Source organism: Massilia sp. FBCC-B171 (assembly GCF_059134155.1).
In genome coordinates, this window is record NZ_CP101443.1 from 4,099,118 (window position 1) to 4,112,632 (window position 13,515).

The 13,515-nt window shown below is 64.9% G+C and carries 14 protein-coding genes; 7 read left to right on the forward strand and 7 right to left on the reverse strand.

Annotated features, from left to right (window positions below; all coding sequences use genetic code 11):
* Positions 1-33 precede the first annotated feature (33 nt).
* Genes NMB41_RS18610 through NMB41_RS18640 form a run of 7 tightly spaced genes read right to left on the reverse strand, consistent with a single transcriptional unit; the run spans position 34 to position 6,197 of the window.
* Positions 34-2,127: a flagellar biosynthesis protein FlhA gene (locus NMB41_RS18610; protein ID WP_494379285.1), complete on the reverse strand. Its 2,094-nt coding sequence runs from the start codon at positions 2,125-2,127 to the stop codon at positions 34-36.
* The gene (gene flhB, locus NMB41_RS18615) at positions 2,124-3,257 is read right to left on the reverse strand and encodes a flagellar type III secretion system protein FlhB (protein WP_494379286.1); all 1,134 of its coding nucleotides are present in this window, start codon (positions 3,255-3,257) and stop codon (positions 2,124-2,126) included. Before flhB ends, NMB41_RS18610 begins: the two co-directional genes overlap by 4 nt.
* Positions 3,250-4,026, reverse strand: a complete 777-nt coding sequence (gene fliR / locus NMB41_RS18620; RefSeq protein WP_494379287.1) for a flagellar biosynthetic protein FliR — start codon at positions 4,024-4,026, stop codon at positions 3,250-3,252. The genes flhB and fliR overlap by 8 nt, the downstream gene beginning before the upstream one ends.
* Entirely contained in the window at positions 4,027-4,296 is a 270-nt protein-coding gene (fliQ, locus tag NMB41_RS18625; RefSeq protein WP_494379288.1) for a flagellar biosynthesis protein FliQ, read from the reverse strand.
* 9 nt (positions 4,297-4,305) lie between these two features.
* On the reverse strand, positions 4,306-5,070 hold the full coding sequence (gene fliP / locus NMB41_RS18630; RefSeq protein WP_494382872.1) for a flagellar type III secretion system pore protein FliP: 765 nt from the start codon (positions 5,068-5,070) through the stop codon (positions 4,306-4,308).
* Complete coding sequence (locus NMB41_RS18635; RefSeq protein ID WP_494379289.1) at positions 5,070-5,411, reverse strand: FliM/FliN family flagellar motor switch protein; 342 nt, start codon at positions 5,409-5,411, stop codon at positions 5,070-5,072. Before NMB41_RS18635 ends, fliP begins: the two co-directional genes overlap by 1 nt.
* Positions 5,412-6,197: a FliM/FliN family flagellar motor switch protein gene (locus NMB41_RS18640; RefSeq protein ID WP_494379290.1), complete on the reverse strand. Its 786-nt coding sequence runs from the start codon at positions 6,195-6,197 to the stop codon at positions 5,412-5,414.
* Positions 6,198-6,615: 418 nt separating this feature from the next.
* On the opposite strand from NMB41_RS18640, the gene fliE reads away from it, so the two are divergent.
* The 7 genes from fliE to fliD are packed head-to-tail and all read left to right on the forward strand — an operon-like array spanning position 6,616 to position 13,512.
* The gene (gene fliE / locus NMB41_RS18645) at positions 6,616-6,951 is read left to right on the forward strand and encodes a flagellar hook-basal body complex protein FliE (protein ID WP_494379291.1); all 336 of its coding nucleotides are present in this window, start codon (positions 6,616-6,618) and stop codon (positions 6,949-6,951) included.
* 29 nt (positions 6,952-6,980) lie between these two features.
* Positions 6,981-8,684, forward strand: coding sequence for a flagellar basal-body MS-ring/collar protein FliF (gene fliF / locus NMB41_RS18650; RefSeq protein WP_494379292.1), 1,704 nt, complete (start codon positions 6,981-6,983; stop codon positions 8,682-8,684).
* Complete coding sequence (locus NMB41_RS18655; RefSeq protein ID WP_494379293.1) at positions 8,665-9,684, forward strand: flagellar motor switch protein FliG; 1,020 nt, start codon at positions 8,665-8,667, stop codon at positions 9,682-9,684. Before fliF ends, NMB41_RS18655 begins: the two co-directional genes overlap by 20 nt.
* Positions 9,681-10,367, forward strand: a complete 687-nt coding sequence (fliH, locus tag NMB41_RS18660) for a flagellar assembly protein FliH (RefSeq protein ID WP_494379294.1) — start codon at positions 9,681-9,683, stop codon at positions 10,365-10,367. The genes NMB41_RS18655 and fliH overlap by 4 nt, the downstream gene beginning before the upstream one ends.
* Positions 10,364-11,680, forward strand: a complete 1,317-nt coding sequence (gene fliI, locus NMB41_RS18665) for a flagellar protein export ATPase FliI (protein WP_494379295.1) — start codon at positions 10,364-10,366, stop codon at positions 11,678-11,680. Before fliH ends, fliI begins: the two co-directional genes overlap by 4 nt.
* Complete coding sequence (gene fliJ / locus NMB41_RS18670) at positions 11,677-12,126, forward strand: flagellar export protein FliJ (RefSeq protein ID WP_494379296.1); 450 nt, start codon at positions 11,677-11,679, stop codon at positions 12,124-12,126. The genes fliI and fliJ overlap by 4 nt, the downstream gene beginning before the upstream one ends.
* A 30-nt stretch (positions 12,127-12,156) precedes the next feature.
* Positions 12,157-13,512, forward strand: coding sequence for a flagellar filament capping protein FliD (gene fliD / locus NMB41_RS18675; protein WP_494379297.1), 1,356 nt, complete (start codon positions 12,157-12,159; stop codon positions 13,510-13,512).
* Positions 13,513-13,515 lie beyond the last annotated feature (3 nt).

Here is a 13,515-nt window from a genome sequence, read left to right on the forward strand (position 1 = left end):
TGGAGTCACGACTCCACGCGTAACACCGTCTCCTTACCCCACCGTCCCCACAATCGACACTTCCCGGTTCTCGGGAATCTCGTTATACGACAGCACATTCAAGCCCGGCGCGAACAGCTTGGCGTAGCGCGCCAGCAGCGGGCGCACCTGCGGCAGCACCAGTAACAGCGGCGGCGTGTGCTGCTGCTTCATCTGCTCGCGCGCGACCGGCATGTTGATCTGCAGTTGCGACAGCAGCTGCGGGTCGATCGGGTAGTTATCCAGCGCGACCTTGCCGCCTCCGCTCTGGCGCGCCTGGTTCAGGGAACCGAGCAGCATGTTCTCCAGTTCGGCCGACAGATTAAAGGCCGGCATGTCCTTCTTCTTGCCGAACATGGTCGAGACGATCTGGCGCCGCAATGCACAGCGCACTTCGGCCGCCAGCAGGATCGGATCCTTGGTCGTCTCCGACGCATCCAACAGCGTCGTGCCGATGACGACGATGTCCTTCAGCGACACGCCCTCGGCCAGCAGCACGCGGTACACGCGCAGCAGCTGGGTGTGGTTCAGCGCCTTTTCCAGCGCGCCCGACAACTTGGGCGACAGCGCATTCAGGCGCTCCATCAGCGCCGGCACGTCTTCGTGGCGGAACAGTTCGTGCAGGTGGTCGCGGATGATCTTCGAGCAGTGGGTCGCGATCACGCTCGGCACCTCGACCACCTGGTAGCCCAGGCCCAGCGCATGGCCCTTCTGGTCCGGCGTGATCCAGGTCACGGCCATGCCGAAGGCCGGCTCCAGGCCCGGGATGCCATCGAGTTCGCCATACACGTTCGGCGACGGGATCGCCATCAGGTGCTCGGGATGGACTTCGCCCTCGGCCACCACCACGCCCGACAGGCTGACCGAATACTGCGAAGGGCGCAGCGCCAGGTCGTCGCGCACGCCGATCGCGGGCAGCAGCACGCCCATCGATTCGGACAGGCTCTGGCGGATGCCCTTGATGCGCTTGGTGAGCTGCTCGCCCTGCGCCTTGTCGACCATGCCGACCAGTTTATAGCCAACCGCCACCGAGATCGGCTGCACCACCGGCAGCTGTTCCCAGTCCAGGTCCGGTGCGCGGTCGTCGCGCAGCGCCGCCTCGATGGCGGCCACGCCCGAGGTATCGGCCGGCTGCACGCGGGTGTGCAGGCGATAGCCGGCATAGCCCAGGGCCGCGGCGAAGACGGCGAAGGTAATGAAGGGCATGCCCGGGATCAGGGCCAGGATGATCATCACGCCGGCAGCGGCGAACAGGGTCGGCGGCTGGGCCAGCAGCTGGTTGCCGACCTGCTTATCGAGGTCGCCGGCTTCGCCGATGCGGGTGACAAGAATCGCGGCGGCCGACGACAGCAGCAGCGCCGGGATCTGCGAGACCAGGCCGTCGCCGATGGTGAGCAGTGCGTAGACCCGGAAGGCGTCGCCCAGCGGCAGGTCGTACATCAGCGCGCCGATGGCGATACCGCCGATCAGGTTGATGATCAGAATGAGGATAGAAGCTACAGCGTCGCCGCGCACGAACTTCGAGGCGCCGTCCATGGCGCCGTAGAAGTCGGCTTCGGCCGCGACGTCTTTCCTGCGCTGTGTCGCCTTTTCCTGGTTGATCAGGCCCGCGTTCAGGTCGGCGTCGATCGCCATCTGCTTGCCCGGCAGCGCGTCGAGGGTGAAGCGCGCCGACACTTCAGAGATACGTTCCGAACCCTTGGTCACGACCACGAAGTTAATGATCATCAGGATGATGAACACCACCAGGCCGACCACGAAGTTACCGCCGATGACGACGTTGCCGAAGGACTCGATGACGTTACCGGCGGCGTGCGTGCCCTCGTGGCCATGCAGCAGGACGATGCGGGTGGAGGCCACGTTCAGCGCCAGGCGCATCAGCGTGGTCCCGAGGATCACGGTCGGGAACACCGAGAAGTCGAGCGGGCGCTTGGCCGAGACGGCGACCAGGATCACGATCAGCGACAGCACGATGTTGAAGGTGAACAGGACGTCGAGCAGGATCGGCGGCAGCGGCAGCATGATCATCCCGAGCAGCATCAGGATGAAGATCGGGGCGGCGTACTTCTGGCGCCGCAGCTCGGCGACGAAGGCGTTCAGGGAATTCATGAAGGTGTTACCTCGCTCAAATGAGATGGCACGGCCACGTCAAGGGGGAATCGTGGGGGCGCGGTGCGCCGGCCGTCACGGAAAGCATTCAATTGCAGCACATAGTTCAGCACTGCCGACACGGCCTGGTACAACTGGGCCGGAATCTGCTGCTGCACCTGGCTGGTGTTATAGATCGCGCGCGCCAGCGGCGGCAGCGACACGGTCTCGATCTTGTGTTTCGCGGCGATGCGCCTGATGTACAGCGCCATCTCGTCGACGCCCTTGGCCACCACATAGGGCGCTTCGGCGCGGTTCGTATCGTACTTCAGGGCCACCGCATAGTGTTCGGGATTGACGATCACCACGTCGGCCGTCGGCACCGTCTTGTTCACGTTGCGCTGGGCCAGCTGGCGCTGCAGCTGGCGGATGCGGCCCTTCACTTCGGGACTGCCCTCGCTGGTCTTGTGTTCCTGCTTCTGGTCCTGCTTGCTCATGCGCTGGTTTTTTGCGAACTGGAAGGCCTGGATCGGCACGTCGAGCACGGCGAAGATCACGAACACGGCCACCAGCGCGAACAAGGCGTCGAACATCATGGTCCCGCCGCGCACGATGGCGTCGCCCAGGGGCAGGCGCTGCAGGTCGACATAGGCCGAGACGCTCGACTGCGTCACATGCACCAGCACGAAGCCCAGCACCACGGCCTTGGCCACCGAGACCGCGAACCCGACCAGGTGCTTCTGGCTGGCCAGGTTGCCCAGGTTTTTCATGGGACTGAGGCGGTCGGCCTTGGGCGCCATGTTCTTGCCGGAGAAGATCAGGCCGCCCGGCACCAGGCCGGCGACGATGATCGCCAGCGGCACCACGGCCAGCGGCAGCACCATCTTCACGAACAGCATGGCGGCGGCCATGAAGACCACCGACATCGCATTTTCGATCGCCCCGGTTTCGCCCAGCGGCACGAAGACGAGCCGGAACAGGGAGCGGAACGATTCCAGATAATCCGGCAGCATCAGCGTGAACATCTTGAGGCTGACCAGGATGCCGATCGCGGTCGACAAGTCCTTCGAGCGGACGACCTGCCCTTCCTCGCGCGCCTTCTTCAGCTTCTGGGCTGAAGCCTTTTCGGTTTTGTCGCCGTTGTCAGACACGGGCTGCCCTCATCTGTTGCTGCAGCATTTCGAGCACCGCATTCGTCAGCTGGATGTAGTGCTCGGGGATGAAGCGCACCAGCTGCACCAGCATCATCAGGCCGAAGATGGTCACCAGCGAAAAACCCAGCGAGAACAAATTCAGCGAGGGCGCCACGCGGTTCAGGAAGCCGAAGCCGATCTGCACCACCATCGTCGAGAACACGATCGGCAGGGCCAGCAGCATGGCGGCGGCGAACACCCAGCCCAGGTTCAGCGCCACCGTCTGCAGCGCCAGCGACCCCAGGCCCTGTCCCACCGGCCAGGCATGGAAGCTTTGTCCCAGCACGCTGGTCAGCACCAGGTGGCCGTCGATCGCGAAGAAGACGAAGATCGCCACCAGCGCCAGCAGGCTCGAGATCACGTCGGACTGCTGGCCGTTGACCGGGTCGTTCATCTGCGCCATCGAAAAGCCGATCTGGCTCGAGGCCAGGAAACCGAGCATCGAGATCGCCGAGGTGGCGAACTGCAGCGCAAACCCAAGCACGCCGCCGATCACCGCCTGCTCGAACATGGCGACCACGCCGGCCAGCGAAAACGGATCCGGCATCACCATGTTCTTTGTGAGCGGCAGCATCAGGAAGGCCAGCACCAGCGACAGCAAGGCGCGCACGGGAATCGGCACCATGCCGTCGCCGACCGCCGGGGCCGAGGACAGCAGCGCCATGATGCGGCAGAACGGCCACCACAGCGCGCCGATCAGCGGCATCAGGTAGCTGACGAAATCCATTTAGCTCGCGATCGTGGCGGCGCGCTGGAACACCGACACGCAGTAATCCATCAGGTAGCCGGTCATCCAGTGGCCGGCCAGGATCAGCACCACCAGCGTCACCATCAGGCGCGGCAGGAAGCTCAAGGTTTGTTCGTTGATCTGTGTGGCCGCCTGCACCACCGCCACCAGCAGGCCGATCAAGAGGCCCGGGACCACCAGCACCATCACCAGCAGCATCACTACGCGCAGCGCTTCGGCGACCAGGTCCACCGCAACATCTGGACTCATCGATTACTCCTAATAGCCGTGAATACTGCCGACCAGCGTGTTGACGGTCAGGGTCCAGCCGTCGACCAGCACGAACAGCAGGAGCTTGAACGGCAGCGATATGACCAGCGGCGAAAGCATCATCATGCCCATCGCCATCAGCACCGACGACACCACCAGGTCGATAATCAGGAAGGGAATGAAGAGCATGGCGCCGATCTGGAAGGCGGTCTTCAGTTCGGACAACACGAAAGCGGCCAGCTTGACGGTAAAGGCGCGGTCCTGGGGCTTCAGGTTCGGCGCTTCGCCGGCCAGGTGCGCGACCTGGGCCAGCGCACTCTTGCTCGTCTGCGCCAGCATGAAGCGCGACAGCGGCACTTCGGCCGTTTTGAGCGCCTGCTCGAGGCCGATCTTGTTCTGGTCGTAGGGAAGGAAGGCTTCGTTCCAGACCTGCACCCCGATCGGGCGCATGACCAGGATCGTGAGGATCAGCGCGATGCCGGTGACGACGCGGCTCGGCAGGCCTTGCTGCAGGCCCAGGGCCTGGCGCAGGAGCGAGAGCACGATCACGAAACGCGTGAAGCTGGTGGTCATCATGACCAGCACCGGCAGCAGGCCGAGCAGGGTCATGAGGACCAGGATCTGCGACTTGACGCTCATCCCGGTATTTGCGCCGGGGATGACGCCGGCCATCAGGTCTTGCGCGCCAGCGGGCGCGGCTAGCATGGCGAGAGCGGCGCCGGCCAGCAGGGAAGCGGTCGCACCGCGGCGCAGTGCGCCGCTCTTGAACAACATCATGCCGTGATCAGGTCGAGATTCAAGCCGTCGAGATCGATCACTTTCAGGCCGTACTGTTCGCCCGACACCACCACTTCGGCGCGGCCGATCGGGGTGCCGTTGACCTTGATGATCAGCGGCTCGCCGGCCACCGCGTCCAGCGGCAGCACGCTCGCCGGACCCAGGTCCATCAGGTCCTGCAGCGAGATGCGGGCCGAGCCCACTTCCAGCGTCAGGGTGACCGGGATGCGGCGCATCATCTGCGGCAGGCGCGCATTGCGCACTGCGGGCGCGCCGATCTCCACGTTGTCATCGAGGAGGACGTCGACAGCCAGTTGCTCGTTGAGGTTCATGTCCATTTATTCAGCGTCTTCAAAAGAGGTTAAACACAGCTTGCCTTTGTGCTCGGCGACTGCCGCCGTGAACAGGCGCGCATCGTCGAGCAGGACGTCGGCGCGGCCGACGGAAACCGGGATCACGTCGCCCACCTTCAGGCCGAACAGCGTTTCGAGAGTGATCTCATGCGTCACCAAGCGGCCGTCGAGCTTGACCTTCAGGCCGGTGCCGATCGATTCGCCCGAACGCGGCGCGCGTTGCGGGCGCTCAGGCTGCAGCGCCTGCAGGATCAGGCCCATCATGCGCGCATCCGGCGCGATATAACAGCGCGCCGTGCTGCCCCCCTGCGGTTCGCGCAGGGTGATGGCCAGTGCCCAGGCATTCTTGCCCGGCACGGCGGAAGCCACCGGCGACAGCGGCGCCGCGGCCAGCTCGACACCGGCCGCACTGGAGGCGACGCGCACGCGCATCGCCAGGACTTCCGACAACTGCTGCGTCAGCGTGTGCGCCAGGCGTTCTTCGGTGGCGGTGATCCGCTCGCCCACCGGATCGCGCAGCGCCCGGGCCGGGCCCTTGCCGCTGTAGCGCGCTTCCAGCAGGCCTACCACCAGAGCACGTTCGAAGGCGACGGCGGCGCTGCCATGCGGGCCACTCATGCCGAGCCAACGCAAGGCACTGCTTTCGGGCGCCCGTTCGAACTCGACCTGGGCCAGTTCGAAGCTGCTCCAATAGCGGCGCCAGCCGGGAGCGGACAGCATGGCCGTCATGTCCTCGGCAAAGGCGCCCGCGAAAGCCGGGAGCAAATGCACGGGCCGGCCTAATAAAGCCGGATCGAGCACTTGATGCGGACGCGCTTGAACAGTTGAATTGTTAATCGGCATAAATGACGAATTGATGAGGGCTAAAAGGGGCGTGTTTTTATTTCATTCCCGAAGGCAACAATTATACCTGCTTCGATGTTTCCGATCACTTGATATTCCTCTTTGAATTCTCCATTGCCCTACGGTAAGATCGTATCTTGATTTGCACGGCTTCCTAGGGAAAAGTACTGCTCCACGAGCGAGGATCGTGAACTTGCCCGGAGTTTGAATAAAGCTTTGATGCAGCTTTTACATGCGCAATATTTAACAATTGACGCAATGAAACACGATTTTAGTCATCAATTGTCGCAAAAAAGCTACTAAGCCTGTCACCCACAAGCAACATCGACCGCATAGGATTTAACAAATGGGAATTGAATTAGCCGGCCACATCAAAGCCGACCTTGCCGCACTGACAAACGAAGCGCAACGCCTGGCGATTGCACCATCTGTCGAAATGGCAACGCCAGCAGCGCAAACCGACTTCTCTTTCGCCCAGACGATGAAGAATGCGATCCAGAGTGTCGACGCGCAGGATCAAGCCGCGGCCGTCAAGATGGCCGATGTCGACAGCGGCAAAAGCGACGACCTGGTCGGCGCCATGCTCGCCAGCCAGGAAGCCAGCCTCTCCTTCTCCATGCTGATGCAAGTGCGGAACAAGGTCATGGGCGCGATGGATGAACTGATCAAGCTGCCGGTCTGACGCAGTTTGACTCAACGGAAAAACACAACGTGATTTCGAAACTCAAGAATGCCTTCGGCGGCGCAAGGCTCGGCGCGATGCCCGGCCTGCCTCCCCTGCTCCGCAACAACATGACCCCGCTGCTGGTGCTGGCTGTCGTCATTACCGCCGCCGTCATGATGTTCATGTGGCAGGACCAGGCCAATTACAAGCCGGTCTTCGGCGCGCGCGAAAAAGTCGCCGCGAGCGACATGATGACCGTGCTCGAAGCCGAGCAGATCCCTTACCGCATCCATCCGGAGAGCGGCCAGGTGATGGTGCCGTCGAACGAACTGGGCAAGGTGCGCATGCTGCTCGCGGCCAAGGGCGTCGCCGCCCAGCTGCCGGCTGGCCTCGAGCTGATGGACAAGAACGATCCGCTGGGCGTGTCGCAGTTCGTGCAGGACGTGCGCTTCCGGCGCGGCTTGGAAGGCGAGCTGGCGCAAAGCATCCTGACGCTCGATTCGATCGCCTCGGCGCGCGTGCACCTGGCGATCGCCAAGACCAATTCCTTCGTGGCGGGCGCCTCGGACCAGAGCTCCGCCTCCGTCGTGATCGCGACCAAGCCGGGCAAGACGCTGGGCAACGAGCAGATCGCGGCCATCGTCAACATGGTCTCGGGCAGCGTTGCCAGCCTGTCGCCGGCGCGTGTGTCGCTGGTCGACCAGGCCGGCAACTACCTGTCCTCGCGTGTCGACCTGTCGGAAGGCTTCGACGGCGCCGGCCAGGGCGATGCCGCCGCGCTGCGCGTATCGAACGAAGTGCGCGCCAACGTCAACGAGCTGCTCGGCCCCGTGCTGGGCGCGAACAACTTCAAGGTCAGCGTCACCGCCGACATCGACAACGACAAGATCGAAGAGACCCAGGAAAAATACGGCGAAGCGCCGAAGGTCACCAGCGAAGCGATGCGCGAAGAGATGGAAAAGAGCCGCCTCGCGATGGGTGTGCCGGGCACGCTGTCGAACCGTCCGCCGGTGCCTGCCGATCCGGCCGCGCCTGGCGCAGCAGCCGATGCCGCCGCCGACAAGGCGGGCGACAACAACAACTCGCGCAAGAACGCGACCACCCGCCAGTACGCCTACGACCGTGCGATCACCCAGATCAAGCGTTCGCGCGGCCGCCTGCGCAAGCTGTCCGTCGCCGTGGTGCTGAACAACGCCAGCGCCGCGAATGCCAAGACCGGCTACACGCCTGCGGAACTGGCGAACATCGAGAAAATCCTCGCCGGTGGCCTGGGCATCAACGCCGAACGCGGCGACGTGCTGGCTGTGTCGAGCCTCACCTTCCCGGCCCCGGCAGCCATCGAGCCATGGTGGCAGGAGCGCGACACCATCGTCGACGCCACCGGCTACGGCCTCTGGATCGTCGGCGCCCTGCTCGCCTATCTGCTGCTGGCCCGTCCAATGCTGCGTACCGTCACGGCGCGCATGGCCCCGGCCCTGCCGGCGCCTGGCACCACGGGTGCAAGCGCGGCTGCGCTGCCGAACGCCGCGGGTGCCGCGCCGATCGACGCTGCCGTCGCTGCCCTGCCTGCCGGCAGCGGTGTCGCCGCCGTCGTGCCGCTGCTGGAAAACTATGATCTGCCGCCGGCCGGTTCCGCCGTGGATGTGATGGTCGATCACCTCAAGGTGCTTGCCGGGAAAGAGCCGGAGCGCGTTGCCGAAGTCGTCAAACAATGGGTGCAGAAGAAAAATCATGGCCGAACTGAACAATAACGCCGAGGGCACCGCCCTGACCCCGGTCGAGCAAGCTGCGATCGTCCTGCTGTCGATCGGCGAAGAGCCGGCCGCCGCCGTGCTGCGCTGCCTCGAGCGCGACGAACTGATCGAACTGACCCAGGTGATGTCGCGCATGAGCGGCATCAAGGTCGACTCGGTCAAGTACGCGGTCCAGAACTTCTTCGACGACTACCGCGAGCAAAGCGGCCTGCATGGCGCCTCGCGTACCTACCTCAAGCGCTCGCTCGACCTGGCGCTGGGCAGCGACATCGCCAACAGCGTCCTGAACACGATTTATGGCGACGCGATCCGCCCGATGATGGCGCGCCTGCAGTACGCCTCGCCGAAATGGCTGGCCGAATTCATCTCGCACGAACACGTGCAGATGCAGGCGGTCTTCCTCGCCTTCCTGCCGCCGGCGCTGGCCGGCCAGATCATCGAGGGCCTGCCGGAAAACAGCCGCGACCTGGTGCTGCTGAACCTGGCACGCCTGGACGAGATCGACCGCGACCTGCTGAAGGAACTGGAAGACCTGGTCACGCGCTGCCTGTCCGCGCTCGACACCCAAAGCGCGAGCGTTGAAGGCGTGCGCCAGGTCGCCGAGATCCTGAACCGCCTTCCGAACAACCGCGCCGGCATGGTCGAACTGCTGCGCGCCCACGATCCGGACGTCGTGTCCCAGATCGAGATGTCGATGTACGACTTCTTCATCCTGTCGCGCCAGACCGAGCAAGTCATCACCCGCCTGCTCGACGACATTCCGCTCGAGCAGTGGGCGATTGCCCTGAAGGGTGCCGAGCCTGCGCTGCGCGATGCGATCCTGTCGGCGATGCCGAAGCGCCAGGCGCAGTCGTTTGAAGACCTGATGCGCCGTTCGGGCCCGGTGCCGATGTCGCGCATCGAGCAGACGCGCAAGGACATCATGGTTGCCGTGAAGGCGCTGGCCGATGCCGGCGAAATCGACGTGCAGCTGTTCGCCGAGGCTACCGCGGAATGAAGCAGTTCCGGCCTTTCCACTTCCCGCCCCTGCACCAGGTTCGCGCTGCGAACGGGACCCTGTCGAGCACCGGCCATGAAGCGCCGATGCAGGAAGACTGGGACAGCACGCTGGCAGCCGGTTTCCGCCAGGGCCAGCAAGACGGCTATGACGCCGGCTTCGAAGAGGCGCGCGCCGCAGGTTACGCCGCCGGCCAGGCCGAGGGCCTTGCCGCCGGGCTGGAAGAAGGCCGCGCCGAGGCGCTGGCCCATCTCGAACAGATCGGCAAGCCGGTCGACGCTGCCCTGAAAGCGCTGAAAAAGCTGAAGAGCGATTTCAAGACGGCGCAGCGCAAGGAAGTGGTCGACCTGGTCGGCAAGATCGCGCGCCAGGTGATTCGCGCCGAACTGGCCCTGCAGCCGACCCAGCTGCTGGCCCTGGTCGACGAAGCGCTGGCCGCGATGCCGCCGGCACGCGACACCATCGAAGTGCTGATGAATCCGGAAGAACTCAAGCGCGTGAGCGAACTCGATCCGAAGCGCGCCAAGAAGTGGAATTTGCTGGCCGATCCTTCGCTCATCCCAGGCGAAATCCGCGTGAAAGCGGGCGACCATGAAGTCGACGCCGGCTGCCAGGGCCGCCTGGCCGCCTGCATGGACCAGGTGCGCGAGGCCCTCGCCGCCCCTGAAGAGGAACAGGCATGACAGCACTGCTCGACACCCTGCGTTCGCTCGATATCGGCGCCGTGCCGGTCGCGACGCCAACCGGCCGCCTGGTCGGTGCGCAGGGCCTGCTGCTCGAATCGGTCGGCTGCAAGCTGCACACGGGCCAACGCTGCCGCGTCGAACTCAATGACGGCGGCTGGCTCGATGCCCAGGTCGTGGGTTTCCGCGACAAGGTGTCGTACCTGATGCCGTTCAAAAAAGCGAACGGCCTTGCCACCGGTGCGCGCGTGCTGCCGGAAAAAACCGCCGCCAGCCTGATGATCGGCCCGTCGTGGCTGGGCCGCATGGTCAATGGCCTGGGCGAAGAAATCGATGGCCTGGGCCGTCTCGGCGGCGACCAGCCGCTGAACTTCACGCCGCCGAAGGTCAATCCTTTGCGTAAAACCCCGGTCGACGAGCCGCTCGATGTCGGCGTGCGCGCGATCAATTCGATGCTCACGCTGGGCAAAGGCCAGCGCGTCGGCCTGATGGCCGGTTCCGGCGTCGGCAAATCGGTGCTGCTCGGCCTGATCACGCGCCAGACGGTGGCCGACGTGATCGTGGTGGGCCTGATCGGCGAGCGTAACCGCGAGGTGCGCGAATTCGTCGAGAAGTCGCTTGGGCCTGAAGGCCTGAAGCGCGCCGTGCTGGTCGTGGCGCCCGCCGACGAGTCGCCGATGATGCGCGTCATGGCCACGGAACTGTGCCACTCGGTCGCGGCGCACTTCCGCGACCGCGGCCAGAACGTGCTGCTGCTGGTCGACTCGCTGACCCGCTATGCCATGGCGCTGCGCGAAGTGGCGCTGTCGCTGGGCGAGCCGCCGGCCACGCGCGGCTATCCACCCTCGGTGTTCTCGAACCTGCCGCAGCTGGTGGAATCGGCCGGCAATGGCGAGAACGCCGAAGGCAGCATGAGCGCTATTTATACCGTGCTGGCCGAAGGCGACGACCAGCAGGATCCGGTGGTCGACACGGCACGCGCGATCCTCGACGGCCACATCGTGCTCACGCGCGAACTGGCCGAGGCCGGACACTATCCGGCCATCGACGTCGCCCAGTCGATCAGCCGCTGCATGGCGCAAGTGGTTACGCCCGAGCATTCGAACGCGGCGCGCAAACTCAAGGCTGCCATGGCCAAGCATGCGCGCGTGCGCGACCTGATTCCGCTGGGCGCTTATACGCCGGGCGCCGATCCGGAAACCGACCGCGCGGTGCGCCTGCAGCCGCAGATCGAAGCCTTCCTGTGCCAGGGCACGCGCGAAGGCGCGCCGCTCGAGGACTGCGTGCCGCAACTGCAAGGGATGATGGCATGAACCGGCGCGACCAGATCCAGAGCCTCGATACGCTGGTCCAGCTGCGCAGCCTCGAGGTCGACAAGCTGCAGACCGAGCTCGCACGCCAGGAAGCGACCCGTGCGCGATACCAGGCCAACCTGGCACGCCTCGATTCGCTGGCCGAGGGCAGCGGCGCATCGGGCAAGTGCTCGGCCGGACTATTGGCGCCGGCCCTGGCCCTGAACTGCGGACACTACAAGCAGGCCGTGTTTGCCATGGCCGACCATCACCGTACCGACCTCCAGCTGCACGAGGCGAACATGGCGGTCTCGCAGCGCAACCTGGCGCAAGCCTGGACGCGCCGCGAACTGCTGGGCAAGGTGCTCGAGCAGCAGCACGACGCACTGTCGCGCGAGCGGGAACGCGCTGCGCGCAAGCGCGAAGACGAAATCGCCACCCAGTCGTGGCTGGCAGGACGGGCATAAGCCCGGCAACACGGAAAACAAGGAGAACCAATGGCAAGCATCGGCACCAACTACGACCCGACAACGACGGCCCAGGCACTGGCGGAAAGCGTCACGGCGGGACGCCAGCAGACCCTGAAACGCCAGAGCGATACGGCCATCGCCGTGCAGAAGGCCCTGGCTAGCCTCAGCTCGACGCTCTCCGCTTTCCAGACCAGCCTGTCGAGCCTGACCGGCACCGGCAAGACGCTGGCGGCCAACAGCGCCGTGTTCAGCGACACCACCATTGCCAGCGCCACCGCGACGCCCGTCGCGGCGGCCGGCACCTATGCCTTCTTCGTCGAACAGATCGCAGCGTCGCACAAGGTGTCCTACGGCGGCATGACCGACTTCACCGGCAAAGGTTCGATGACGCTCGGCGTCGGCACCGGCTCGTTCACGATCGACCTCACGACCAAGGCCACCTGGACCGTGCGCGACCTGGCGGCGGCGATCAATGGCGCTACCGGCAACACCAGTCTGTCGGCCTCGGTCGTCACCACCGGCACCACCTCGGAACTCGTGCTGAGCTCCAACGCCACCGGCGCGGCCAACACCATCAGCGTCAGCACCAGCGGCAGCGCGGACGCCGCCTTGAAGACGAAGATCAACGTGACGCCGAACCTGCTGTCGGCGGCGCAGGACGCGATCGTGCGCATCGGTTCGAGCACCGGTACCAAAATCACCCAGGCCAGCAACACCTTCAGCGTGATCGATGGCGTCAGCATGACGCTCACGAAAGCGCAGGCGGCCGGCAGCGCGCCGGTGACGCTCACGGTCGCGGCGGACGCTTCGAAAACGACGGCCAACGTGCAAGCCTTCGTGGACGCTTATAACAAGCTGAAGTCGGCGGTCGACGCCCTGGTGAACCCGGCCGACGCGAAGAGCGGCGCCGCCGGCGGCGCCTTTGCCGGCGACAGCGGCGTGCGCGCCCTGCGCGACCGCCTCGTCAGCCTGTTGCGCGGCACCGGCGCCACCAGCCTCGCCGGCTTCGGCATCATCGCCACGCGCGAGGGCACGCTGGCGGTCGACGGCGCCCGGCTGACCAAGGCCATGACGGCCAACCCGACGGGTCTCGACACCCTGATCGGCAGCAGCAGCAGCACCACGCCGACTGGCATCGCCGGCAAGCTCGACACCTACCTGAAGATGTGGACCAACAGCACCAACGGTCAAATCGGCAACCGCAAAACGGCAGTCGTCAAGCTGCAGGATACCCTGGCGGATCGCCAGATCGCCCTCGACCGCCAGTTCGACAACGCCTACGGACGCTACCTGAAACAGTTCACAGAGCTGCAAACCGTTCAAAGCAGCATGTCCTATAACACCTCGCTGTTCGACGCTTTGTTCAGCAGCTCAAAAGATTAAACT